The organism is Nocardia jiangxiensis NBRC 101359 (assembly GCF_000308615.1).
GTDB lineage: Bacteria > Actinomycetota > Actinomycetes > Mycobacteriales > Mycobacteriaceae > Nocardia > Nocardia jiangxiensis.
The window spans coordinates 23793-48771 of the sequence record NZ_BAGB01000157.1; the positions used below are offsets into that span (position 1 = coordinate 23793).

Annotated in this window: 27 protein-coding genes and 3 pseudogenes; 14 read left to right on the top strand and 16 right to left on the bottom strand. The window is 64.6% G+C overall.

The genetic code is table 11. From position 1 onward, the window contains the following. Positions 1 to 134: 134 nt before the first annotated feature. From ON40_RS37190 to ON40_RS51405, 12 genes and pseudogenes are all read right to left on the bottom strand, one after another. Positions 135 to 818, bottom strand: coding sequence for a TetR/AcrR family transcriptional regulator (locus tag ON40_RS37190; RefSeq protein WP_063713164.1), 684 nt, complete (start codon positions 816 to 818; stop codon positions 135 to 137). 142 nt (positions 819 to 960) lie between these two features. Further along, entirely contained in the window at positions 961 to 1434 is a 474-nt protein-coding gene (locus ON40_RS55045) for a CoA transferase (protein WP_040830051.1), read from the bottom strand. Further along, on the bottom strand, positions 1434 to 1673 hold the full coding sequence (locus tag ON40_RS55050; protein ID WP_245568159.1) for a CoA transferase: 240 nt from the start codon (positions 1671 to 1673) through the stop codon (positions 1434 to 1436). Before ON40_RS55050 ends, ON40_RS55045 begins: the two co-directional genes overlap by 1 nt. Before the next feature lie 132 nt (positions 1674 to 1805). Further along, positions 1806 to 2414: a PaaI family thioesterase gene (locus ON40_RS37205; RefSeq protein ID WP_083896199.1), complete on the bottom strand. Its 609-nt coding sequence runs from the start codon at positions 2412 to 2414 to the stop codon at positions 1806 to 1808. Beyond that, positions 2411 to 3250: a CoA transferase gene (locus ON40_RS37210; protein ID WP_083896200.1), complete on the bottom strand. Its 840-nt coding sequence runs from the start codon at positions 3248 to 3250 to the stop codon at positions 2411 to 2413. Before ON40_RS37210 ends, ON40_RS37205 begins: the two co-directional genes overlap by 4 nt. Continuing rightward, positions 3234 to 3347, bottom strand: a complete 114-nt coding sequence (locus ON40_RS53770; RefSeq protein ID WP_174435106.1) for a CoA transferase — start codon at positions 3345 to 3347, stop codon at positions 3234 to 3236. The genes ON40_RS37210 and ON40_RS53770 overlap by 17 nt, the downstream gene beginning before the upstream one ends. Then, positions 3344 to 4423 (bottom strand): acyl-CoA dehydrogenase family protein, encoded by a 1080-nt coding sequence (locus ON40_RS37215; protein WP_040830053.1) that lies wholly within the window; start codon positions 4421 to 4423, stop codon positions 3344 to 3346. Before ON40_RS37215 ends, ON40_RS53770 begins: the two co-directional genes overlap by 4 nt. Before the next feature lie 49 nt (positions 4424 to 4472). Next, on the bottom strand, positions 4473 to 5657 hold the full coding sequence (locus ON40_RS37220; protein ID WP_040830054.1) for an acyl-CoA dehydrogenase family protein: 1185 nt from the start codon (positions 5655 to 5657) through the stop codon (positions 4473 to 4475). A 24-nt stretch (positions 5658 to 5681) separates the two neighbouring features. Then, a pseudogene (locus ON40_RS37225) lies at positions 5682 to 6850 on the bottom strand (acyl-CoA dehydrogenase family protein). A 7-nt stretch (positions 6851 to 6857) separates the two neighbouring features. Continuing rightward, positions 6858 to 7190, bottom strand: a pseudogene (locus tag ON40_RS37230) (flavin reductase); the annotation flags it as partial. A 484-nt stretch (positions 7191 to 7674) separates the two neighbouring features. Further along, a complete protein-coding gene (locus tag ON40_RS55055; protein ID WP_040830055.1) occupies positions 7675 to 7914 on the bottom strand; it encodes a hypothetical protein in 240 nt (79 codons plus the stop codon). Between the two features lie 340 nt (positions 7915 to 8254). Beyond that, on the bottom strand, positions 8255 to 8785 hold the full coding sequence (locus ON40_RS51405) for a hypothetical protein (RefSeq protein ID WP_051194164.1): 531 nt from the start codon (positions 8783 to 8785) through the stop codon (positions 8255 to 8257). A gap of 328 nt (positions 8786 to 9113) precedes the next feature. On the opposite strand from ON40_RS51405, the gene ON40_RS37245 reads away from it, so the two are divergent. The 7 genes and pseudogenes from ON40_RS37245 to ON40_RS37270 all read left to right on the top strand — a co-directional run bounded on the left by ON40_RS37245 (position 9114) and on the right by ON40_RS37270 (position 15091). Then, positions 9114 to 10232: a flavin-containing monooxygenase gene (locus ON40_RS37245; RefSeq protein ID WP_040830056.1), complete on the top strand. Its 1119-nt coding sequence runs from the start codon at positions 9114 to 9116 to the stop codon at positions 10230 to 10232. Positions 10233 to 10431: 199 nt separating this feature from the next. Then, on the top strand, positions 10432 to 11097 hold the full coding sequence (locus ON40_RS48765) for a helix-turn-helix domain-containing protein (protein WP_157186673.1): 666 nt from the start codon (positions 10432 to 10434) through the stop codon (positions 11095 to 11097). Positions 11098 to 11247: 150 nt separating this feature from the next. Then, on the top strand, positions 11248 to 12546 hold the full coding sequence (locus ON40_RS37255; RefSeq protein ID WP_218008932.1) for an FAD-binding oxidoreductase: 1299 nt from the start codon (positions 11248 to 11250) through the stop codon (positions 12544 to 12546). Between the two features lie 51 nt (positions 12547 to 12597). Further along, a complete protein-coding gene (locus tag ON40_RS37260; RefSeq protein ID WP_040830057.1) occupies positions 12598 to 13287 on the top strand; it encodes an alpha/beta fold hydrolase in 690 nt (229 codons plus the stop codon). An 85-nt stretch (positions 13288 to 13372) separates the two neighbouring features. Continuing rightward, positions 13373 to 13471 (top strand): annotated as a pseudogene (locus ON40_RS55065) (helix-turn-helix domain-containing protein); the annotation flags it as partial. Positions 13472 to 13769: 298 nt separating this feature from the next. Beyond that, positions 13770 to 14423: a hypothetical protein gene (locus ON40_RS37265; RefSeq protein WP_040830058.1), complete on the top strand. Its 654-nt coding sequence runs from the start codon at positions 13770 to 13772 to the stop codon at positions 14421 to 14423. 464 nt (positions 14424 to 14887) lie between these two features. Further along, complete coding sequence (locus ON40_RS37270; protein WP_040830059.1) at positions 14888 to 15091, top strand: cold-shock protein; 204 nt, start codon at positions 14888 to 14890, stop codon at positions 15089 to 15091. 613 nt (positions 15092 to 15704) lie between these two features. Here the strand turns inward: ON40_RS37270 and ON40_RS55585 are convergent. Together ON40_RS55585 and ON40_RS37275 are read right to left on the bottom strand one after the other, a co-directional pair. Beyond that, positions 15705 to 15833, bottom strand: coding sequence for a hypothetical protein (locus ON40_RS55585; RefSeq protein WP_281033099.1), 129 nt, complete (start codon positions 15831 to 15833; stop codon positions 15705 to 15707). Positions 15834 to 16023: 190 nt separating this feature from the next. Continuing rightward, positions 16024 to 16644, bottom strand: coding sequence for a hypothetical protein (locus ON40_RS37275; protein WP_040830081.1), 621 nt, complete (start codon positions 16642 to 16644; stop codon positions 16024 to 16026). Positions 16645 to 17997: 1353 nt separating this feature from the next. Between ON40_RS37275 and ON40_RS52695 the strand changes: the two genes are divergently transcribed. The 7 genes from ON40_RS52695 (at position 17998) to ON40_RS37305 (ending at position 22390) form a co-directional block, all read left to right on the top strand. Next, the gene (locus ON40_RS52695; protein ID WP_157186674.1) at positions 17998 to 18426 is read left to right on the top strand and encodes a hypothetical protein; all 429 of its coding nucleotides are present in this window, start codon (positions 17998 to 18000) and stop codon (positions 18424 to 18426) included. A gap of 43 nt (positions 18427 to 18469) precedes the next feature. Then, positions 18470 to 19057: a TetR/AcrR family transcriptional regulator gene (locus ON40_RS37285; RefSeq protein WP_245568160.1), complete on the top strand. Its 588-nt coding sequence runs from the start codon at positions 18470 to 18472 to the stop codon at positions 19055 to 19057. Positions 19058 to 19157: 100 nt separating this feature from the next. Beyond that, entirely contained in the window at positions 19158 to 19367 is a 210-nt protein-coding gene (locus tag ON40_RS50625) for an SDR family oxidoreductase (protein WP_083896205.1), read from the top strand. Then, positions 19364 to 19723, top strand: a complete 360-nt coding sequence (locus ON40_RS37290; protein ID WP_040830062.1) for an alcohol dehydrogenase catalytic domain-containing protein — start codon at positions 19364 to 19366, stop codon at positions 19721 to 19723. Before ON40_RS50625 ends, ON40_RS37290 begins: the two co-directional genes overlap by 4 nt. Before the next feature lie 23 nt (positions 19724 to 19746). Beyond that, positions 19747 to 20847 (top strand): alpha/beta fold hydrolase, encoded by a 1101-nt coding sequence (locus tag ON40_RS55070; protein ID WP_083896207.1) that lies wholly within the window; start codon positions 19747 to 19749, stop codon positions 20845 to 20847. Positions 20848 to 21314: 467 nt separating this feature from the next. Next, a complete protein-coding gene (locus ON40_RS37300; RefSeq protein WP_040830063.1) occupies positions 21315 to 21683 on the top strand; it encodes a VOC family protein in 369 nt (122 codons plus the stop codon). 335 nt (positions 21684 to 22018) lie between these two features. After that, entirely contained in the window at positions 22019 to 22390 is a 372-nt protein-coding gene (locus ON40_RS37305; protein ID WP_051194167.1) for an anti-sigma factor antagonist, read from the top strand. Between the two features lie 369 nt (positions 22391 to 22759). Here the strand turns inward: ON40_RS37305 and ON40_RS37310 are convergent, their stop codons facing one another. Next, positions 22760 to 23383 (bottom strand): class I SAM-dependent methyltransferase, encoded by a 624-nt coding sequence (locus ON40_RS37310; RefSeq protein WP_051194168.1) that lies wholly within the window; start codon positions 23381 to 23383, stop codon positions 22760 to 22762. Between the two features lie 876 nt (positions 23384 to 24259). After that, a complete protein-coding gene (locus ON40_RS53775; protein WP_174435107.1) occupies positions 24260 to 24436 on the bottom strand; it encodes a hypothetical protein in 177 nt (58 codons plus the stop codon). Positions 24437 to 24979: the final 543 nt, after the last annotated feature.

Sequence of the window (24979 nt, forward strand, 5' to 3'; positions counted from 1 at the left end):
CAGCCACCCGGCGCGGTCACACACGACGACTACTGGAACGGCCAGCTCGCCCGGAACACCGAGACCGAAGACAACACCGACCGCGAGCTCCAGCTACGACCGGCGTTCGCTTGGCGTAGAAAAATCGACTCGCGTCAGGCTTGGCTGGCTGCGTTCGTCACTTTCGAGGACACCAGGGACATCGACAGGAGGGACCGAGTGATCAGAACGCCCTGATTGACACACGTCTCGAGGGTGTCGGCATTGCCGTTCCAACCACACCAGTTGCGAGCACCATCAAGGATTGTGCTGATCACACGAAGATTCGTCGCCACGTTCTCGAAGCCCAACTCGAATGCTGCTGCCTCGAACATCCCTGCGTAGAGTCGCAACCACTCGTCCACGTCCGCACGTACATCGGATGGCAAGAAACCCGCTGCCGCATCCGTCGCAACAAGGATGTCCCACAGATTGTTCTCCGGGGTCGTCAGCTGGGCTTCTACGTGCACGCGAACAATCGCGTCCAGGAACTCGCCCGCGTCCCTCGTGCCATCCACAGCCTGCAGGACCGATGTGCCGAATCGGTGGTAGTGCCATCGCAGTGACTCCGCGACGATCTCCTCCCGCCCGCCGGGGAAGTGGGCATACAGGCTGGGCGCCTTCAGCTCCACCTCTTTACCCAGAGTGCGCATCGTGACAGCCGCATACCCCTTGGTAGTGGCAAGGGCCAGAAAAGCTTGCAGGATATTTCGCCGGCCAGGGGTTTGTCCGGACCAATCGAACTGATCGAGGTGCTGCCGCAACCGCTCGGTGGCCTGAACCCGAGGTGACACGTTCATCGTCCTTCCAGCACGTTTGCAGCATCCTCGCCCACGGGACGACCTACGATGAACTCTACCTGCCACTGCCTGCTGACGGACGCAGGCATCAGATGCCTTGTCGTTCAGCATGATTACCCGACCGCGATACCCCATTCCGGCATCAGCTCACCGATCCCCCCTCGGGGCGCGCAGCGACAGCACCGGGAGTGCGAGACAACCTCGGTGCCACCCCGGGCACGAGACCATCCCCGAACTCCCGAATAAGCCCGCGCCGCCGGTTGTGAGCGTGGGTGGATACCTCGTCCAAGGCCAGAACCGGGGTTACGCAGGCATCGACACCATCGAACACCTCGCACCACTCGTCGCGTGTCCGCGTGCGGAACAGCGCGGTCAGATCCTCCTTCCGCTCCGGCCACGACGCGACATCCGTCTGCGCGGAATCCCATTTCGGACCCACCAATCCGAGCACCGCGCGGAACTCCTCGTAGAACTTGGGCTCGATACACCCGACCGCCATATAGCCACCGTCGGACGTCTCGTACACGTCATAGAAGAACGCACCCGAGTCCAGCCGATTGGTGCCACGCTGATCCGACCACCGGCCGACAGAGCGATCCCAATGGAACGTCGTCATCAGGCCGGACGGAATCCCTCGATCAGAACATCCGCACCGGAGACCAATCGAAGAACGAATTCCACGCCCTCGAGCTGCTTCAGATCGACCTCGACATGACGCCGGCCACGGCCGGTAGGCCCCGAACCGACAGTGGAATGACCTACCCGATCGATACGGACAACGTCGGCACCCATGTCCGCCAGAAGCATCGCCGCAAAGGGACCCGGGCCCTTGCCCGCCATTTCGACGACGCGCACACCTGCGAGCGGTCCACTCACTACTTCCTCATTCCGGCCCTCTATACCTATTCCGCGCTGTCGCATCTGGTGAAACCGTCCTGCTCGTCCCAGTGCCGGCGAAGTCGATCACGTGCACCTGCAGTGCACCGTTCACGGCTGCCCCGGGAGCAAACGCAGGAACAGCGCCTCGGCGTCTGCGGTCACCTCGGAGCCGTGGTATAGGCGGCCCGACACCCAGGTCTTGCGGCCATCGATCCGGTCGATCGTCGCCTCCGCTCGCAACGGTGTGTCAATCGGTGTGATTTTGCGGTAGTTGACCTTCAGGAACGCTGTGCGCGAATGCTTCTGCCCCTTTTCCGCGACGAGCATGCCGAGCAGGTCGTCGAACAGCAGCGGTATCGTGCCGCCGTGCACCGCACCGTTTCCGCCGAGGTGCACATCGCTGAACTCGACCGTAACGGTGACAGAGCGCTCGTCGATGTGTTCGACGTCGAACGGCACCAGGGTGGGATGGCCCCGGGAACTCAACCCCACTCTGCGGGACGCTCGATTCTCCTCTACCGGCTCTCGCGTCAACTCGAGCCGGTCCGCCGCGTCACGGAACTCGCGCCGGAGCTCTGCAGTCAACTCGGGATCGGGGACAGCTGCACACAGAGCCGCGTGCATCCGACGGAATTCAGCTACCAGAGCGTCGAACTCGACGCCGCCCTTACTGGCAACGGAACAAGTGTCCGTTTGCTCAATCATCTGTTCAGTCATCGCTTCTCCGTCACAATCGGCGCCGGGATTCCCAGTCCGATCGGCACGGTTCCGATGATTCCAGCCTGCTCGAGCGCTGAAAGTTCGCCCTCCCCGAGTCCGAGCTCACCGGCAAGAATTTCGCGGTTGTGCTGCCCGAGCGTGGGCGTACCGCTGCGATGGGATTGATCTGGGCCGACGGAGAACCGCATCGGCCAGCCCTGGTACCGGTCGGTACCTGCGTCGGGATGGTCGAGCGTCTCGCAGTACTTCCGATGCTGCAGTTGTGGATCGCCAAGGTAATCGGCTCCGCCGGCTACCTTGGCTGCAGGAACACCGTTGCCCGACAGAATCTTCGCAAGGAAGTCGCCCTCATGCCGGGCCGTGGCGCCGGATATCAGGCTGTCTATCCGGTCGTGCTCGGCGGCATGGCTCGCCGAGGTGGCAAAAGCCTGGTTGCGTATCCAGTCCGGGTTACCGAGTGCCTCTCCCAACGCTGCCCAGTCCGCGTCGGCGCGCGCGGACAGCGCGATCCAGCCGTCGGCGGCGGAGTAGACACCTTGCGGTGCGGCCTCCGCGCGGCGGTTTCCGACACGCTGCCGGATCTCCCCTGTCATCGAGTGGGCGATGACGGGTTCCGGGCACGCCGTCATGGCGACCTCGGTCTGGCACACCTCGACGAGCTGGCCCCCGCCGCCGTTGCGTCGGTGACGCAGCGCGCCGAGGGTTGCGATGACGCCATGCATCGCGACAAGCGGATCGGCGTATCCGCCTGGGGTCTGAGGCCTCGCGTCCGGCGGGCCGCTCACGAAGGACTGGCCCGAGACCTGTTCGAACGCGTTACCCTTTGACGACATCGGCGCCGAGGTCCGCGAGCAGCCTCACCGCGAACGGCGCGGCAATTCCGGAGGCGAGTTCGACGACGCGCAGCCCGTCCAGGGCCCCAGCGCTCACGACGCCCTTCCCAGCAGCGCGCCGAGGTGGCTCAGATGCCACTGCGCCGAGCCCAGCCTGAGCTCGGTGTTCTTGGCCCACAGGAGGTATCGATGAACAGGATAGTCCAGGGCGACGCCGATGCCGCCGTGTAATCGTTGCGCAACACCGGTCACGCGGGCCGATCCCTCCGACGCCCAGAACTTGGCGATGGAAACCTCCCGCTCGGCGGGCAGCTCCCGGTCGAGGCGCCACAGCGCCTGCAGTGTCGTCAAGAGGATCGCCTCGGTGTCGATGAACGCGTTGCCGGCGTGGACCTTCACTGCCTGGAACGTGGCGATCGGCCGCCCAAACTGCTCGCGCTCGTTGGTGTAGCTCGCGGTCAGTCGAAGCGCACCCTCACACACACCGAGCAGCAGAGCCGCCGATGCCGCGACGAGCCGCTGCCACACCCACTGCACCGCAACACCGTCCGAGTCGGGACCGGAGATCACATCGTCTGCGCCGACCGCGACGCCGGCGAGGGTGACCGTGGCTTCGGGCTCGTCGTTGGTGGTTTCCTGCGCGATCACCTCCACCCCCTCGGCACCCGGATCAACGAGCATCAGAACCGCGCCCTCGACGGTGTCGGCGACGACGAGGATCCGATCGGCATGTTCCGCCCACGGCACCGACGGGAGCACTCCGTCGAGCGTCCAGCCCTCTCCGTCGCGGTGCGCGGTCGGATTCGGACTGCGACCGGCGAGATCGACGCCCACCGTCGATACCCACGAGCCGTCGCTCGCGCGCGGCAGCCACGCGCGGCGCTGCGCTTCGGTGCCGAATCGATCGATGGCGAGTGCCGCAACCGTGGAGTGGAGCACCGGCACACGGGCCAGCCCGCGACCGCACTCGGCGAGGATCAGACCGAACTCGATGAGACCGAGGCCGCTACCTCCCACGTCCTCCGACAGGCCGATCCCGAGCAGGTTCGCCTCGGCGAGGGCTGACCACAACTGAGCGTCCGGCCATATCGGATCGGCCGCATCCCGTGACGCAACCAGCGTGGTAGTCAGATCGCGCACCGCGGCCTGATCCTCGGTCAGATCGAAATCCATCGTCAGTCCTCGTCTTCCTGTGAAATCGATGTTCGGCGCGGTCGATCGCTCAGCGCTTCGCTCGCGTCATACCCAGCGCGGACGTCGAGATCATCTCCAGCAGCATGTCGTTGTTGCCGCCGCCGAACGTGCCGACGACCGCGCCCCGGTACGCGGACTCGACGCGACCGCTGAGCACCGCGGCGGGCGAGCCGGTGCGCAGGGATCCCGCATGTCCGAGGACTTCGAGCAGGTCGCTGGTGGCCTCGATGAGCATCTCGGTGCCGTACACCTTCGACACGGCGGCGTCATGGGCGGTGAGCACGCCGCCACCGTTCACGAGCGCCACCATGCGCCAGTTGAACAGCTTCATCGCCTCGAGCCGGGCGTCGACATGCGCGAGGGTATGCCGGACCCAGTCCACGTCGATCAACCGCCCACCACCGGGAGCTTCCGCCGTCGCAGCCCACTCCCCCACCTCTTCGGCAAGACCGAGGATCCAACCCCGTGACGCGGCCAGCGCCACGCGCTCGTGGTTGAGCTGTGTCGTGATGAGCTTCCAGCCCTCGTTCTCGGCACCGACCCGGTTCGTCACGGGAACCCGCACGTTCGAGTAGTAGGTGGACGTCGTCGCGCGGGCACCGTCCTCGGCGATGGTGGGCAGCGGCGTGACGTCGAACCCAGGGGTATCGGTGGGAACGATGAAGATGGACAGGCTCTTGTGCTTCGGTGCGTCGGGGTCGGTTCGGGCGGCGAGCCAGATGTAGTCGGAGACCGCGCCGCCGGTGGTGAAGATCTTGTTGCCGTCGATCACGTACTCGTCGCCGTCGCGGACCGCACGGGTCTTCAACGCGGCGAGGTCGGTGCCGGCCGCGGGTTCGGTGTATCCGATGGCGAAGTCGATCTCACCGCGCAGGATGGCCGGGAGATACCGCTGTTTCTGCTCTTCCGTTCCGTAGGCCATCAGGGTCGGCCCGACGGTGTTGAGCGCGAGCATCGGGATCGGGACTCCGGCACGCTTGGCCTCGTCGAAGAAGACGAACTGCTCGAGATCGGATCGGCCCTGACCGCCGTACTCGACCGGCCAGCCGATGCCCAGCCAGCCGTCTCGTCCCAGGGTCCCGAAGATTTCCATCAACCGGTCGCGACCGAAGATGTCCTTGCTCGATCGTTCCGCCTCGGTCACCAGACTGGCAAAGTAGGTACGCAGTTCGTCCCGCAGCGCGAGCATGTCATCGGTGAACGCGATGTGCATCGGTGTTCCTCCTACTTTCTCGTATCAGCGCAGCAGATCGCGGGCAATCACGACGCGCTGCATCTCCGTGGCGCCTTCGCCGAGACGTTTGACCCGCAAGTCGCGGTGCCATCGTTCGAGCGGCAGTTCGTCGGACAGGCCGAGAGCACCATGGATCTGAATGCACCGGTCCAGGATCTTGAAGGCGGCTTCGGTGCCGTACATCTCGAGGCATCCACCTTGACGTCCTTGCCGAGATCCGCGTTCCACGCGGCCTGGTACATCAGCAGCCGCGCCGCACGCAGCTCCACTTCACACTCGACGAGCATCCACTGGATCCCCTGCTTGTCGGCCAGATTGCCGCCGAACACGTCCCGGTCCTCGGCCCACCGACAGGTCATGTTGAGAGCTTCCTGTGCGATGCCGATCGGTCCAGCGGCGTACAACATCCGCCCGTACACGAGGAAGTCGGTGGCGAGGGTAAATCCTCTGCATTTCTCGCCGATCAGGTTCCCGACCGGGATGCGCGCATCCTCGAAGTGGACCTCGAACGGCGCGAAGGACGCCATCACGTTGATACGACTGAAAGTGACTCCGGGAGTGCCTTTCTCGACGATGAAACAGGAGATACCGTTGCGGCCCTCACCGGTGCGGGCATACACCACGCCCCAGTCGCCGTTCTCCGCGTGACTGGTCCACATCTTGCTGCCGCTCAGCACGTAGTGGTCGCCGTCGCGAACAGCCTCGAGCTGGATGGCGCGGGCCGGATCGGAGCCGCCGGACGCTTCGCTGATCGAGGTGCAGGCCTTGGTCGCGGTGCCGTCGATGATCGGTTGCGCGAACTTCGCGAACTGCTCAGGCGACGCCTTGAACATCACGTTGGGCGGGTTGCCACCGAAGGCGCCGAGCGCCGGGAAAAACGCTCCCATACGGCATTTCGCGGCTTCCTCGGCGACGACGACCTGACCGAGGACGGACAGGCCCGCACCGCCGTAGGATGCGGGGGTCTGCATGGCCCACAGCCCCAGCTTGCGCGCCTTCTCCTGGGGCGGCAGTAGTTGCTCCCGAGGCAGACCGGGAGCGTCGTGGGGCAGTGTGTCCTCGAGCGGGTGGACCTCGGTGTTCATGAAGCGGCGCACAGTGTCCCGTAACATCCGGAACTCCTCGGGCAGCTCCCACGCACCGGTGAGCTGAGCGTCTTCGACGGTTGTCATATTTCTCCTAGACGGTGGTGCCGAAGCGGCGTACGCGTGCGTTCTCGAGCTGCGGGACGTGGTTCGCGTCGTACTGCTCGATCCACTCCTGCGGGAGCTTGCTCCAGGCCTCGCCGATGCGCAGTCGTCCACCGTCGTTGAGAATCTCGGCTCCGACCACGTCGCCGACGAAGATGGTGCTCTCCTGCACGTCGAGCGAGGCCGTGACCCGTGCCTCGACGTAGCTGTGGGCATCGAGCAGGATGAGAGCACCGGTGACCCCGGTCTTGGTGCGCAGCTTGGAAATCTTGTCGCCGTCACGGCCCGAGCTACCACCGAGGATCTTGAGGATCTCCAGCGCTACGGACATGGGAAGGCACTCGATTTGTGTCGGCGGTTGTCATGGGTTTTCGGACAAGCGCCGTTGTCCGGCATCGCTGCGGCCCGCGCCAGGAAATCGCCGAGACCAGCAGTGAGCATGTCGTGCACCGATAATCGCCACTGGGCGACCTGGGTGAGAGTTTCTGACGGATTGAACAAACAATATGCCTATGCCGCAGATCCGCGAGGTGCGCCGAGACGCCGTAGTCGCCGTCCGTCGCCGAGTCACTGTCACCGTGTCCGCGCAGATCGACCGTGTAGACGGTCCAGCCAGCTGCGCCCAGTCGCGCGCCGGAGTCGATTGCACTCGTTCCACCTCCTCGCCGAAGTATTTGTTCCCTTGAGTGACAAGCGCCCCGAGCCAGGGTTCTCCACTCGATCGGGGCACCTTTTCCTACCATATCTGACGGTAATGTTCATATCTAATGCGAATCCGTCGAGACTTCGATCACCACCGCGCCGGCCTACCCGGTGTACGGATCGAGGCTCTGATAGGTCTTGCCGGACGCTGCCACGACTTCGGCGCCGCCGATCAGCAGAGCAAAGCGGAGTAGCTGCTCGGTAGCGACACTGCCGCTCATACGTACTCCTTGTTCGATCACGATGTCGGATTCATTGATGAAATACATCGCGCCACCGGCGGCCATGCCGTTCACGGCGCACACCACCGGCTTCCGTACCCGGTGCCGCTCGGGACCGAGCATGACGCCCGGATCCGTCGAATCTGCAGAGGCGGCCGAGGCGCTGGTTGCTGCCACTCGGTATTCTCCCGCGGGCATCCGCGGAGTGGGCAGTGCGTTCGACCGCGGCTCCCGCTGGAATCGCATTTCTGACTATCTAATCACCGCAGATGGAGGTCTCACCTCACGGTGAAGGTGGGGTCGATCGAAGGGCTGGCGGCACTGCCCGAGATCGCGTCCGCCGAGGGTGGGTACGCCGTCTGACGCTCGTGTCACTTACACTCGAGGTGACGATTGCAGATCTGCGTCACTTCCGATCCGCTACTAGTGCCAATGCCGCGCAGTTAGCGGGTTGTGGCTGGTGTCAACCGTCGAGGATTTCGACGGTGATCGTGGTCGGGTAGGTGTTGTGGTCGATGTCGCCTTTGGCGCGGTGTTTGGAGATGGCGCGTTTGACCACGCGGGGGCTGGAGCGTTGGCGGCGGGCCGGTAGGGGTGCGGCCAGCACCGCTGCGCCGATGCGGCCGATCAGATCGACTGTGGTGGCCTCCAGCACGCCCGCGGCATGGATGACCTGACTTGGCGCATAAGTTATCTCAGCGATCTTGTCCGTCCCGAAGACAGTGTCGATGACGGTGCGGGTGCCGCAGGCCACCACCGCCAGCAACCGCAGCATCGGGTAGCCCGCGACGGCGTGACCTCCACCGTGACGACCGAAACAAGCCACGTTCGCCGCACTGTCGGGCACGAACATCGTGGTGCCGTCGATCGCGCACACCAGCAGTCCACGCCACCGCGCCGCCGCGGCGGCCGGGCCGCGGACCAGATCGAACAGCACCCGCAACGGTTTCACCCCCACCCGCCGCAACGCCTGGCCGGTCGGGCTGCGGTCCACGTTGCCGGTTCGACTGTCCCGACACTTGTGTGGTGGCAGCCGTGCCGGCCCTTGTCGCGGGCCGCCGACCGCCGCTGGGACAACTCGCTGGCAGCGCCCGCATCGCCGGCCTGCTTCATCCACCGTGCATCAGTGATCAGCGAGAAAAGCTCACTCAGTGGGCGCAGGTTTCGCCGGTTGTCCAGTAGCTGCCTAACGTCATGGGCATGACCAGGCAGTATCGCCAACCGTTGGTGGCGCAGCAGCTTTCGTCTGATCCGAATTGTCCCGGCCACTTCACGATTCAGCATCATCGAAACCGCGCCAATCGAACGGGAAGTGACACAAGATGCCTGACCGGACAGTTGTGATTATCGGCGCCGGCCCGGCGGGGATTTCTGTCGCGCTGAGCCTGAAGGACAAGGGAATTCGGCCATTGCTCGTCGATCGAGCCAATGCAGTGGCAGCGTCGTGGCGCAGTCGGTATGACCGGCTCAGACTCAACACCGGTCGACAATTTTCCCACTTGCCCGGGCGGCGGTACCCGAAAGGCACTGCGGTCTATCCGACTCGCGACCAAGTCGTCGCACACCTTGACCGGCATGCGCACGAGGATGGCATCGAACTACGACTCAACACCACCGTTGAACGCATCGACCACCATTCCTCAGGATGGCGGTTGACGACGTCGAACGGCAACCTCGACGCCCGACACGTCGTGGTCGCCACGGGCTACCAGCACACACCCTTCATCCCGAACTGGCCGGGCAACTTCACCGGTGAGCTGGTGCATTCACAAGGTTATCGAGACCCGGCGCCATACGCACACAAGCGCGTGCTGGTTATCGGCGCGGGATCGTCGGGCATGGAAATCGCCCACGATCTGACCACCGGCGCAGCGACCAAAGTGTGGCTCTCGGTGCGAACTCCACCGAACATCTTGCCGCGTAAAGGGCCCCTGGGGCTGCCCAACGACGTGCTTTCCATTCCATTCTTTCATCTGCGCTCGCAAATAGCCGACCGGATCTCTGTCGCCGCGCGCCACCGCGCCTTCGGCAATCTCGAAGAATTCGGTCTGCCCGTTCCTGATGAGGGCCCTTTCGCGAAAGCCCGCCGGCTGCACGTCGCGCCGACAGTCGTGGACCCCGAGGTTATCGACGCTGTGCGCGACGGATCTGTCGAGGTGGTCGGTGGGGTCAGCGCACTCGAGGGTGCCCAGACGGTGCTGGCCGACGGTGCCCGGATCCAGCCCGACGTGATGATCTGCGCGACCGGGTACCGGCCGGGCCTGCATCCGTTGGTCGGACATTTGGAGGTGCTCACACCTGATGGCGTACCAGTCGTGCTGTCGCCGTCCCCTGCCGTCGATGGCCTGTACTTCCATGGTCTGGAGAGCCGCCCCGCGTTGATGGGCTACTCGGCTGAACAATCGCGAAAGCTGGCCAGGCGCATCTCGCACGACTATTAGCCGAGCGGTACTGCGGCAATTCCGGCCACACCTGCGTCGGGATATGATCATCCACATCATCCTTGACAGGAGCTGTTGTTTCTCGGCACTCGGCATACATCGCACGGGTTCGCGCGTTGAACTGAATGTCGTCGTGATGTGGGTGTCGACAGCAGCAGCCTGAGGTGGTCGATTGGTGGGGCAGTTCGAGTTGGATCGCATGGCCAGTGGTACTCGTGCGAGCGCACAGGGCGGCTCGTTACACAACGACGGTCGCGGGGTCATCGAGAGCGCATTCGATCTGCTGGATCACGTGGGTGCGTTGGAGCCGGTGCGGCTGCTCGATTTGGCAAATGCGAGCGGGATACCGCGGGAGACGGTGCGTCGGCTGCTGAAGCAGTTGATCGCAGTCGGGGCGGTCAGTCGCGAAGGTCCCCGGTATCGGCTCGGCGCAAGCTTGCTGGCGCTGGGCGCGCGAGTGAGCTCGGAGCGTCGATTGCGGGTGGCCGCCCGGCGGCCGATCGCCGAACTGGCGTCCGCCACCGGTGCCGCAGTGCAGTTGTCCGCGATGATCGGCGGCGAGGCGGTGTACCTGGACGCGGTGGACGCTCGGGTTCCGTTCGGCGTGGTCGCCGCACCCGGCGCGCCGGTACCGCCCAGAACCGCCGCCGCGCGCGCCCTCACCGAATTGGGCAGTACCGCACCGCTGGTGGACGCCGGCGAGGTAATAGCGGATCTGAGCTGTGTCGCGGTGGCGATTCCGCTGGGCAACGGCGTGGTGGCAGCCGTGTCGACGCTTGTCGCGGGGCGGCGACCGCCGCTCGGACTGCTCGCTGCCACCTGGGGTACCGGCGCCCGCATCGTCGGCCTCCTTCGTGCATCGTGAATTCGTACATCGTGAGTTGGTGATCAGCGAGAAAAGCTCACTCAGCGGGCGCAGGTTTCGCTGCTTGTCCCGTGGCTTCCTAACGTCATAGGCATGGCAGGGAGTACAACCGATTCGATCACCGCGGCCGCCGACGACCTGGCGAGCCGGATGGATTCGGCGCAGGTACAGGTCCCCGACGGTGCGCTCGTGATCTGGAATGCGGCGGTGCACCATCGTCCGGCTTTGATCGTGCGGACCGAGTCACCGCGCGACGTACAAGAAGCCATCCGTGTGGCGCGTGACCACGGGATGCGGCTCTCGGTGCTCGGCGGCGGAAACGACTGGGCGGGTCGCGCCGTGTGCGACGGCGGTCTGGTGATCGACATGTCCGGGATGCGAAGTGTCACCGTTGACCCTGGGGCACGGGTCGCAACAGTGGGCGGCGGTGTCATCGCGGCTGACCTGATCGACGCGATCACGCCGTATGGGCTGGTTGCCGCAACCGGCAACGTCGGTTGCGTCGGCATGACCGGCCTGACACTCGGCGGCGGCTACGGACCGCTCAACGGGCGGTTCGGCCTTGCCTTGGACAACCTGCTCGGCGCCGAGGTTGTCCTGGCGGACGGACGAATCGTCACGGCCGACGCGACGCACGAGCCAGAACTGTTCTGGGCACTGCGCGGTGGTGGTGGCAACTTCGGTGTTGTCACCTCGATGCGGGTGCGGCTACATGCGCTCGACCGGTTGATCGGCGGAATGATCGTATTTCCCTGGTCCCAGGCAGCGAGGGTGTGGCGTGCGCTGGATGAGGTGCTGTCGACAGCGCCGGACGAGCTGACCGTGCAAAGTGGACTGCTGTCCGGCCCGGACGGCAATCCGGCGGTCTATCTTGCACCAGCCTGGAGCGGAGAGCTTCGTTCAGGCGAAGCCGCCGTCGATGCGCTCGCAAAGCTTGGAACGCCGCTGACCACACACCTCGCACCCATGACGTACCGCGAAATGTTGGGTCTGTTCGACGCGTGGGGCGTCCGCGGACTGTGCTGGGCGATTCGCACCCGCACGGTCGCGGGGTACACACCCGGGGTCGTCGACGCGCTCCTCGATGCCGGGCAGACACTGACCTCGCCACGCAGCGGCATCCCCATCCACCACTTTCACGGGGCGTCGACTCGCATCCTGCCCGACGAGACCGCGTTCGCGAACCGCCGCCCACACTTCGTCGTCGAGATCGTCGCCGGTTGGGAGCGCGGTGACGGCGCCGCACATCGCGCGTGGGCAGCGGCGGTGACGGCCGCGCTTGCGCCGCACGCACTTGCGGGCGGCTACCAAAATCTCCTCGGGCCCCATGACCACCAACAGATCGCACATGCCTACGGCGACAACGCCATGCGACTCAGCGCCGCGAAGCGGCACTATGACCCCGACGGGGTTTTCAGCGCCATCCCGCTTCCGACCACGGCTCGATGACCACCTTTTCTCGACACCGAAAGGGATTCCGTGAGGCGCCCGTCGACATATGTGCTGATTCCGGGCGGCTGGCATGGGGCCTGGAGCTGGCGACCGGTTGCCCAGCGGCTTCGCGATGCAAGTCATCGGGCGATCACATTGACGCTGCCCGGTCTGGGCGACGGCGATGATCCGTCGGGCTACCGGCTCAGGGACGCGGTCGATTACATCGTCGACGAGGTGCGCCGGCTCGAACTCGACAACGTGACCCTCGTCGCGCACAGCTGGGGAGGCTATCCCGCAACCGGCGCCGCTCACCTACTCATCGGCCAGGTCACCAAGATCGTCTACTACAACGCGCACGTGCCGGTTCGCGGCAAATCCATCATCGATGAGAACCCACCCGACACACGCGAGTTGATGCTGCGGTCGATCGACGAATCGCCTTTCGGCGCCATGCCATCGAGCCTGGAATTTGTCGAGCAGCTATTACTGCAAGGCGTTGCCCCAGAGCTGCAGCGGTTGGTGGCCGATCTGCTGACCCCCCAGCCGGGTGGTTACTTCCTCGATGGTCTCGACATCGATGCGGCGAATGCCGGTATTCCCGCTGCCTACATCGCCAGCGACAACGATGACGCGATGCCGCGATCGCATGCCGAATTCGCCGCCAGACTCGGTGTCGAACCCATCGTCGTTCCAAGGACGCACAACGGAATGCTGACCCATCCGGACGAAGTGGCCACAGCCATCCTCGCGGCTTGATACCGCGTCACGAAATTTGTGCTGCAGCACCGAAGCGCCTTGCCACCTCAGGCCACGCCTCACCGGCACCGCCGAGGGCGGCGCCACGGTCGATGCGATCGCCACTGGATGGGGGTTCGCCCACCCCGGTCGCTTCGCCGCACGGTATCGCCACGACTACGGACAATCCCCGGGCACAACCTTGACCACGGAACAACACGCCCGCCCACCGAGCGACTTCCGAACCGATTCCCGATACGTCGCACGCCGATGGATACAGGGTTCAATTACGTATGCAGGCAACCAGCACACACTATTTCGCTCGGGTGCGGAGCCTTCTATCATTGAGCGCGTCTGGTGGTTATCGGCTTGTATGGTCCTCACTGGTCGCGAGCGTGGTGGTGGCGCGTCTTCCCGCCGGTTACCCGCGTGGGCAGGCGGCAGATTCACGGATTGTCTTTCCGGTGGTTCGTTCGTTCTCACCCTCGAGGAGGGGTTCGATCATGGCCGTCAAAAGCAAACCGTCACAGCAATGGACGCTCGACAACGGAGGCGCCGCGTGGGCGTACCTGGTCAAGGGACCTGAGGCGACCGCACCGGTGATCCTGGTCGCCGACCGGGACTGCACCTCACTGGAAGCCTTCGCCGACACGGTGAACAGTCGCGACTACCCGCTCGGCTCCATGCTCGCCCGACGCGGCAAGGACGTCATCCTCGTCGGATACGACGCCGACGAGGACTGGGACACCGCGGTCGGCGCAGTCAGATCCGCGGTCATGGAAACCAAACGACGCTGCCCCGGTGAGCAGCGCGCAGTCCTGGGCGGCGCCGGATGGGCGGCATTGCTGGCGCGATACGTTCTGGCAAATCTGGAATACGAGGGATTCGACCACCGTGTCGGTGTCTACTTCTGCCTCGACAGCACCAAACCGACCCCGGCCGAACAGAACGCACTCTTCGACGTCGGCAACATGCCCCTGATACCCAGAAGTCTGAAGATCAGCACCGACGCCGTCCCCGACCTGGAAGGGCTCACCGCGCACGACGACCCGGGCCTGTCGATGTTCGACGACACCCTATACACATCCGCATCGCCCACGAATTCCTCGTGGATGACCGAAGAACAGGGATGGTGGCTACTCGACCGGCTCCCCTGAACCCTCGACGACACGATGGGCGCGGCCCGAGTTCATCGGCCGCGCCCACCTTCGGACACCCCGATACGCCCCGTGAGCAGATGATTCCTCGAAGACACGCGGTCGCGGGAAAGCACACCATGTGACCGTGAACCGATCCGCCGTTGATGGCGACTTCGCCACGGTGTCTCACGAAACCATTTGGGGCTCAGCGTTATCCGAACTCTGCGGTATTCGTTGCATGCGGAGTGGATTGTGCGGAAACCACTGTCGCCCGTGCGAATCAGGTTGATCAACGAACGGGTCCGAGTTCCCACCGATGAGATCGTATACTCCGCGGAACGGTGCAGTACGGCCCCCGCGCAGACTCGGTGTGTGCTACGGCACTCTTTTGGGAGACAGTTCCGGAATGTGGCATGATCATCGCCGGGTACGGGTTGTTGAACTGATCGCTCGGCTCACTACAGGAAGTAATAAGAAAAGTAATGACGCAAGGCAGTGTGAAGTGGTTTAACGGCGAAAAGGGCTTCGGGTTCATCGCGCAAGACGGTGGCGGCCCGGACGTTTTCGTGCACTACTCTGAGATTTCCGGAAGCGGGTTCAAGTCCCTCGATGAAGGCCAGCGCGTCGAGTTCGAGATCGGCCAGGGCCAGAAGGGGCCGCAGGCCCAACAGGTCCGCGCTATCTAGAAGCATGGCGAATAAGAAACCCGCGCAATGGCGCGGGTTTCTTGCTTTTCAAAGTCGGAGTGGATCGACCCTCTTTTGGGCATTCGATCGCACTCAGTCATCCGCCCCGGAGATATCACGGGGTGGCCTGTGCCCGATGGATGTGGGGTTCCCCGCTGAGCCGGAGAACTGAACGGCGACAGCCGTTGCCTGCCTTGCGGCGATGATGTTCGACCTACCCTCGAGACTGTCCGTGGGTATCTCTGGTCGGGACACCACGTTCCCGGAGCTTGGCAAGCACCGTGGTGGGGTCGACACCCCGGTGTTGGCCGACACGGGCCAGAGACCAGCCCAGGTTGTATAGATGGATGGCCTCATCGATCTGCCCGGGAGACAAGCCCCGGCGGCGCATCGGCATCCCGTGCCGATGCAGGACCTAGCTGACCGTCCGCCGCTCGATACCGAACCGGGCACCCAACTGGTACACCGTCTCTCCACCCCGATATCCGGCGATTAGTTCTTGGACCCGATCGGTGCCGAGTTGGCGGGCCCGGCCAGGTTTGGATCGATCGACGGACAGCGGAGCGGGTGTGGCGGGGTGCTGATGTGGCATCCGTGGCGCCTTGGCTACACCTCATTGGCGCTGCGCATCCACGACGGCGCGTTCTCCGCCATGGACCTCACCGCCCGCCACCCCCGCACCGGAGAACTGCTGTCCACCGTGAAGTTCATGGTGCAGACCCTCGCCGCCGGCGAACTCCAACGCGACCTCCAGCGCGAGCTGACCTACGACGGCCTGCGCGCCGCATACCTGGAAGGCCGCCCCATCACCGCAAACCGGGCATGGCCCGCGATGCGGACCACTCGAACCTGCCCGGCTTCCGTTACCAGCACACTGCCGGACTTCTCACGAAGGTGGCGGCAGCTCGAACGGCTCTGCACTCGTCGTGCAGTCAGGCCATTTCGGGCACACGCAGGTGTGCGATCGCCAACTCGAAGTCGCACTGGTCAATCACCTGTGCGGCTACCTCCTTGCTGCCCGTGGCCCTGATCCTGTCAAACTGGTCTCTGTTGCCCTCCCTCGCTTCGACGCTGTCGAAGGTCGCCGAGGCCACGCCACGACCGGACGCACGGTCGACCAGCAGACTGGCACTACAAAACCCCTCGAGCTCCTCGAGCGCGGGCAGGATGATCGTCCTGTGGAAATCGATGCCTCGGTCGATCTGATCCGGGCTGACCTTGACCCAGGTGGCTCGGACACAGGCGCCCTCAGGCGACCGGTGGTCGCGGTGCAAGACCGCGATCTCCCACTCCTCGACGTGCGCGCTGCCACCGAAAACCTCCGCGGCACGGTCACGAACCGGCCCAACAGTCTCCGCGCTCGCGCGCATGACCTCCTCGGACTGCCATGCGCTGGTGACGATACATCGGCCGGAAGACCGGTCGACCAACAGGGATAAACCGGTGTACCCGTCGACGCCCTCGAGCGCGGGCATCACGGTGTCGCGAACATGCCCAATACCTGCGTCGATGGACGAGGGCTGCGCCTGGACAGTGGTACTGCGTGCGTACATGATCTGCCTCCTCTGCGTGGGGCAGCGTCTCGACGGCGCCGCCGTCCACTTCATCGTCCTCCCACAGACAAAGCGCGGCAATGGGCGCGGGCGGGTGTCAGCCGGACGGTAAGTCGTGTAGGGCATGTAGTTTCACCGGTTCGATATCCAGCACATTCTTCTGGTTGAGGGCATGAGCCCGATGTCGAACGCGGTGACCGGCTGCGAGAGCGCCACGGTCGGCCGGGCTGCCGGCAAATCGGCAGCTTATTTTGCTGAGGTTTCGCGGCAGAGGTGAACCGGCGACGCGATGCCATCGCAGAACCACATTTCCCCAAAATGGACCTCGAAACAGGTCAGGGGCACACCCATGGTGGTCCCGCGCGAGGGCGCCGCCCGCGAACTTCTCGGTCCCGCGGGTTTCCGGCGTCGACTGCGACGGCACTCCCGCGGGACTCGCCGACGGTGTGCGCCCCCTGCTCGCCCATCCCGCCGATCAGCGCCGCCAAGCCGCCCGCCGCAGCGCCAAACGCTTTCCCTGGTCGATGACCGTCACCGAAACGCTCGCGCTCTACGCCGACCTCGAACCAGTCGCGGTCTCTCCCGACCCCGCGAAAGACGAATCCAAGCACCCCAGAACGGATTTCACCGCACCTGGTCGCCGTTGTCGTCTCTGCCCCGTGCAAAGCAGCGGCTCGTACCGCTGCCATACCGAGATCCCCGCCCGCACAGGCGATTCAGCGGCGTCCCAGACGACAGTCGTCTACGTCCGGGGTCGGCCTTGGGGATCCCGCGTAGGAACCCCGCGTTCGCGGAACCGATTCAGAACGGTCATACCGTCAACACCCAGATGCGAACCAACCCTGGCGAGCGACCAGCTCAGCCCGTAAAGATGAACGGCTTCATCGACCTGCTCGCTCGTCAGACCACGGCGACGCATCGGCACGCCGTGCCGGTGCAGGACCTCGCTGACCGTCCGCCGCTCGATACCAAACCGCGCACCCAACTGATACACCGTCTCCCCACCCTTATATCCGTCGATCAGTTCCTGAACCTGATCGGTACCGAGTTGACGCGCCCGGCCAGGTTTGGGTCGATCAGCGGACAGTGGAACGGGTGCGGTGGGGTCGGGAAGCTTCCTACGCAGGGCTTCCAGGGCCTCTACCTGCGGTTTCAAGTTATAATAAGCTCCCCCAAGGTCCACCTTGGGGGGCTTACTAGAACACGGTCCCGAATCAATGCCGTGCAGCAGGATGTCAACGCCACCACTTCCTTGCGAAGGGTGGCGTTGCTGGTTTCTGCGGGCCGGACGTTCGGGTCGGCGGGGGCGGGCTGGTTGGTCCGCCGGGCGCGTTGGGGTGTGGAGACGGCTGAATGGTTCACGCGCCGGTCGACAAAGACAAGGACAAAGCCGCGCTCAGCTCGCTGCTCGTACCGGGACAACAGATCCCTGCTCGTGGTCCGGCGGTGTTGTGGCTCGATGACCTCGAACCGTTCCGCAACAGCGGCTTGACCCTGCATGCCCTGCGGGAATGGCGTGCCAAGGCCCCGGGACGGATCGTGGTGGCGACTCACGGCGGCAAGGGCCGCGACCTGGTAGGTGACGCCAAAGCCTTGACGACTGCGGCAGCTGGGTTGCTCGCGCACGCGCACCGCATAACGATGGCCCAAACCAGCGATGCCGAGATCGAGAGCCTGCGACCCGCCCTGGACAGGAGGTCTCCGACCAGCCGAACCCGCAGGAGCTCTGCGCGCGGACCAATCCGGTCAACACTGTTGACCTGCTGCGGTCAACAGTGTTGACTTCTGCTGAGACGTTGTCTCCCGGACGCTGAGAGGAACGCGCGTGGTAAACCTTCCGGTCGATCCGCCGAACCACGATCAGGCGATGGGCCGCGCACAGCGAACGGCCGAGTCGATTCGGCAGGCCGCGACGGAACTGTTCGCGCGCAACGGGTTCGCCGCCACCTCGGTACGCCGGATCGCGCGTTCGGCCGGTGTGGACCCGGCGTTGGTGATGCGGCACTTCGGATCAAAGGAAGCACTGTTCCTGGTGACGTTGCCCGCTACGGGATACTTCGACGAGGCGTTCGACGGTCCACTGGACACGCTCGGCGAACGGATGGCCGCGTTCGTGGTGAACCGCGCCGACGAGCCGATGCTACAGGTCTACACCACACTCGTGCGAGCCTCCGACAGCCCCGCGGTACGGCGGCGACTGTACGATCTGATGGACCTCGCCTTCGTCGATAAGCTCAAAGACGCTCTCCCCCAACCGGACCCGGTATTGCGTGCCCGATTGTTCGCCGCTCAGGTCGGCGGGCTGCTCAGCTCGCTGAGCCTGTCCGATACGTACTTCGCAGAACACGACCGCGCCACCCTCGTTCGCATCTACGGCCGGGCGATGCAGTCGACCCTCGATGCTGCCGACTAGATCACGGATATCAACGTGCACAACGCAACTCATCGACCCCGCCCTCATTGCGCCGGGCAGTTCGCCGCGATGACCGACTCTCTGAGGCGAGCAAACCTACCTGGGCAGGCCGGGCACACCGGCGGACATCGCACACGCGGTCGCGTTCCTGGCCTCCGCCGAAGCCTCCTGGATCACCGGCCAGATGCTCAACGTCTGCGGCGGCCTGAGCGTCCACGACGGAGCGAACTACGAGGGGCTGGCACGAATGTTGTTCGGCGACAACGCCATCGATGACGTGAAACCGCGGCGATCGGGGGCGACGCCATGAGGGGCCGGGTCGCGACCAGTTCGACCGGCGAGGACGGTCTACGGATTCAGGATCTCCCGAGCCCGCGGTGCGGTGCGGAGCAGGTGCGGATCGCCAATCACGCTGCGGCGCTGAACTTTCCCGATGTCCTCATCACGCGCGGACAGTACCAAATGCGGCTCGATCCGCCGTTCCTGCCCGGTAGTGAGTGCGCGGGGGTCGTGGTCGAGGTCGGATCCGCTGTCGAGGCGATCGCGGTGGGCGATCGCGTCCTGACCGTGTCCGGAGTGGGGGCCTTCGACGACCTACCCAGTGCCTGCGCCGAGCTTCATGCCGGGCGAACCATCGGTAAAACCGTAATCGAGGTGCGACAGTGAATCCGTCCGAGACGAACCGAAGCATGGTGGTGCTGATACACGGCGCCTGGTTCGACCCGTCATGTTGGGATGCGGTGATCGCCGAGCTCGGCCGGCTGGGCACGACCGCGGTCGCGGTGGAGCTGCCGTTCACCGGCTTCGACGCCGACGTCGCCGCAGCGCGAGAAGCGATCGAGGCGGCCGGGCCGAACGTCATCGTCGCGGCACATTCCTATGGCGGGTGTGTGGCCTCCGCGGCCGCCCGAGACAACCCCGATGTGGCGCGACTGGTTTATGTCGCCGCCTTCCTCACCGAGCCCGGCGAACATCCGTTCACGATCCTGGCCGACTATCACGGCGAATTGCTCGATGCGCTGGTGATCACCGACACCGGTGTCGGTGTCGACCCCGACCGTGCCCGCGAGGTCTTCTTCGGGGACCGAGACGACGAGCACGCCGCGCAACTCGCCGCACGCCTGCGGTCCATGCCCCTCAACGCCGCGGAGATGACATACGCCGGTGACCCGGCATGGAAATCGACGACAACGACCTACGTCGTGTGTACCGCGGATCGGGCGATTCCTGTCCAGGCACAACGATGGATGGCCGCCGAAATCTGCACGTCCCACACCTTCGCTGACCGCGTGGATACGCTCGCGCGCGCCGGCGCGGCCGGATTGTCTCCGTGCTCCGGGGCGATTTTCGGTATGGGCGAATCCGACGAGGATGTCGTCGATGTGGCGATCGCACTGCGCGGACTCGACCCGGACTCGGTGCCGGTGAATTTCCTGATTCCGTTCGAGGGAACCCCGCTGGGCAACCGGTGGGACCTCACGCCGCAGCGTTGCATCCGCATCCTCGCGCTGTTCCGGTTCTTCTTCCCGGACGTCGAGGTCCGTTTTGCTGGTGGTCGCGAGATTCACCTGCGCAGTCTGCAACCCCTGGCCCTGCACCTGGCCAACTCGATCTTCCTGGGCGACTACCTGACCAGCGAAGGTCAGCCCGGCGTCGATGACCACCAGATGATCACCGACGCCGGATTCACTGTCGAAGGCGCACACGAGCAAACACTTCCACAGCCTCGCCACGACCTCGTCGCACTGCGCCGCCGGGGTGCGGGAACGGACCAGCCTGCTAACGCCTGACGCGATCTCCCCTCGACGGTCGTGATTCGATCTGCCGGAAAGTGACTTCAACAGGTCGGTCGTTCACATGAGTGAGCACGTTCGACGTATTGCCATTCTGGGGTACACCCGTACCGGACAGGGGGTGCTGTGAACAGCGGAACGGGTTCCCGGGTGCCGCAGGGCTTTTGTGTCCCACATCATAGGTCACAGTATGACTATCGGCTGTCTGATCTAGACAAACGAAACCCACTCCTAAAGCAGGGCGATGGGCACAGCCAAGCCGACACTCCCGGTCGGGGAAGGGACTCCTTCGCTGGCGGATGTCGCGAAGGATCCGGCGGACGCCTTCAGCGCGCGGGCCATCGGCGAACCGCATGCGGCCGCAGCCGATCTCAGGCGCGGGCCAGTGTCGCGTTTTTGCAATCGCGTGCGGCGTCGGTGTTGCAGGCTGGCTGACAGTAATTTTGTTGCGGAGAGGAAACCCCATGGCGGTTGCCACGTTGAAAATGCTCACTCTGGACAGTGCCGACGCACGACGAGACGCGGAGTTCTGGGCGGCGGCGCTCGGTTGGAAGATCGCGCACGCGCAGGACGAGTACGCCATGCTCACTGGTCCGGATCACGCGCTCGGGTTCGGCACGATACCGGACTATCAGGCGCCGACCTGGCCGAACGAGAATGGCACCAAGCAGTTCCATCTGGATTTGGCGGTCGAAGACCTCGAGATCGCCAGTAAGCAACTGGTCGAACTGGGCGCCACGGTGCCGGAGTTTCAGCCCGGTGAGAGCTGGCGGGTGCTGCTCGATCCGAGCGGCCACCCGTTCTGCCTCACCCTCGCTGCCAACTGGGGCTAGTCGACCTGGCTGAATCGGCGAACTTCATTACCGTCGGCGCACATTCCGCCATGGCTCACTGTGTAACGACTGGTTGTCTGATTCGAACAAGCGAAACCCACTCCTGCAGACTCCGGTACCCGATGACCGGGCCGAACGCCTCACGCCACGCGCGTGGCACGTCCAAGCGCCCAAGGTGCTCACCCAGCACCGCGATTCCTGTGCTCCTGGACCACCCACCGCTGGGACATTCGGCCAGCACACCGCCGGTGGACACCACCTATCTGCGTGACCCTTCGGCCTGTCTCGGCGCGCTCGCCTTGCGCGCGGTAGCCGATGGCTAGGGTCTACAGGGTATGACTGACAAGGACGATGGATCGGCGGTTTCCCGGCTGACGATCAACCATCGGATGGCCGGTGAGGTCGCGGTCGTGGCGGTGAGCGGAGAGGTCGACCACGCGACCTCCACCCAGTTGATCGAGGCGGTGCGCACGGGCTTGGACCGCACCCGCGGCGGGTTCTGCGTCCTGGACCTGACCGATGTGCGATTCCTGGACGGTCACGGCCTCAGCGCTTTACTCAAAGCCACCCGGGCTGCCGAAAACCGCCGACAGCCGCTGCGTATCGCCGTAGACACCAACCGGCCGGTGATTCGTCCGATAGAGATTACCGGGCTGGAGGAGTTCCTTGCGCTCTACCACAGCGTCGAAGAGGCGCTACACGCCTGAACCACAGCATCTCAGGCCACCGGCCGGGTCACGGAAGGGGACCGAGGCTCTCGACGAAGACGGGGCGTTGAGGATCGTGTCAGGAGCGGCAAACGAGCAATCTTCAGATAGCACGGTCCGGAATCCAGATCAGCTGCTCCAGACACGGTGCACGAACTGTTGAGAATCGGTCGTCGAGGGCTGGTGTCCGTGTCTCGAAACCTTGGTTCTGAGATAGCCGCGGCCGATGTCGCCCCGCACGACGAACCCCCAGGTCGCTCAGTCTCGAAATCTGCACTCTTCGACAGGTCACGAAAGCGGGATGGTATTCGCGGCCCGCCGGTGAGACTGCTCACTCCGCAGAACGGTTCCGCGCCGCGTTCGGAGTGTCTACCCGCTGGTAGGGGTGCCCGGAACCTCGGTGCGGCGCAGCCGGTAGAGGTGGACCATCCTGCCCAGCCACTTCAGTAGGGGCACGTCGTCGATGATTGTCCAACCTGGGAATGCGGCCGTGAGGTCTGCCGGTGCGGCGCCGCGGGGCAGCGGGCCGTGGCGGCCCAGTTCGAACGCGACCATGAGCAGGATTGCATCTGCGGCGGCGACGGTGTCTACCTGCCGGCCCATGGTGTGCCGTTCGGGGTCGGTGAGGCCGTGGAAGGCACCGAAGTCCAGAATCAGCCGGTATCCCGTGCCGACCTCGGCCGGGAGGGCGGTGATATCGCCTTTCAGGAAGCGGGCATCGACGCCGGCGGCGCGGGCGCGCCTGGTAGCGAGTCGGATCGCCTTCGGCACGATGTCGACCCCGGTGACCTGCCAGCCGCGTCGGGCCAGTTCTATGGCGTGCCTGCCGGTGCCGCAGCCGAGATCCAGGGCGGTCCCGAAGGGCGGCTGTGCTCCTGCCTGCTCCTGGTCGAATTCGGCGGCCAGTATGCGGGAGAGATCGGGCTGCCGGGCCGCTGCTTCCCATGGGCGAAATCCCAGCGCATGCGATACCCGATACCTCAAAACGCCCATGCTCGGTCCTCCTACGTGGGTCGTGATGGGCAACTCGGAACGGTGGTAGGCGCGGCATCGTCATCGGTGGGGCCGCGATCGTGTGGAGGATATGGGATCGGTGGGGCGCTGATCGTCAGGTGTGCGGTCGCGGCGCGTTGTGACCAACATAGATGCGGACCGTCGATGATCCCGAAGAAGCATCGAACGGAGATCGCGGGTCAGGCACTCCGGCTGTGACTGCAAGCTTGCCGGTGTCGCCTGAACTGTGGCCGCCCCGAGGGCACCAACCTACAACAGTCGTCTATGCCCGGGGTCGGCCCTGGGGATCCCGCGTAGGAACCCCTCGTTCGCGGAGCCTGTTCAGAACGGTCATACCGTCAACACCCAGATGCCGACCGACCCTGGCAAGCGACCAGCCCAGCCCGTAAAGATGGACGGCCTCATCAACCTGCTCAGACGTCAGACCACGGCGGCACTCGATGCCCATGAAGGATCTCGCTGACCGTCCGCCGCTCGATACCGAACCGGGCACCCAACTGGTACACCGTCTCTCCACTCTAATATCCTTGTCAGCCGATTCGTCGAGCGTGCTACGCCTTCTCAGGTTCTTCGTCTCGACGCCGCGGTGGAACACTTCGCCGAGATCAGTAGCGGTGGTGGCGAAATCCGTGACGTGCTTGCCGCCAAGGACGAGTTCTATCAGGGCACGAACCTGCGACGAACGACCGACACAGGCCCAACAGCGATGACTCTGAGGTTGGCTGTGCGTGAGTCTGCACCGGTTCACCACTTACGGGCCAATACTTTTCGCGTGGCGTGGCCAAATTCTGTTGATCACGGTGTTGTGGATGACCGACTGGCTAGACGGGGTTCCGGACTGGTGAGATCGCGTATTCAACTGTCGCGTGTTGTCGGAGAAGTCCAACCGGTGGGTGACCGGAAGCGAGGGGTGGTGACGTAGCGGCTCCTGACCACCGCTGCCTCGGCGGCGAGTTTCGTCGCGGTGACGTGGTGATAGCCGAGCGCGTCGGCGACGACGGGGGCGGGCATCTGCTGGACGTGCTGTCGCATGGCCGATTTCCGGCCTGGAACGTTGAGGACGCCAAGCGCTTTCAGCAGTCCGCCCAGGGTTTCGGGGTGCATCGGTTGCCCGGCCCGGCGTCCGGGAACAGCCAGCGCGAATCGCGGTTGGTGGCGGTGTTCATGTTGGTGCGGCTGCAATTGGCGGCGAAAGTAGTAATCGCGCGAAAAACAACGAAGTTGGCTGGACCAGCAACGATGGCGACTTGTTGATGCTCCAGGCTCAGTCCAATGGGTCGCGAGAAGCCAGCATCCGATGCGAGTCCGCAACAGGTGTGTCCGCAGACCTTCGTTCGCGAGACACTGTCAGCCCCAACGTATTTCCGCAGTTCGAGCCTGTAACGCATGCCGTGTACGCGGCAAAGTCGACCCTTCGGGGGTTAAGCCTCAATACCGTTCAGTTAAGGGGTGTGGATGGTGGCCTTTGGTTCGTGGGTCGGTTGGGGGTGCTGGGCGTGGTGGGTGCGTTTGGCTGCCCATTTGAGGACTTTGCGTTTGACGACGCGCGGGTTGGATCGTCGTCGGCGTGCGGGG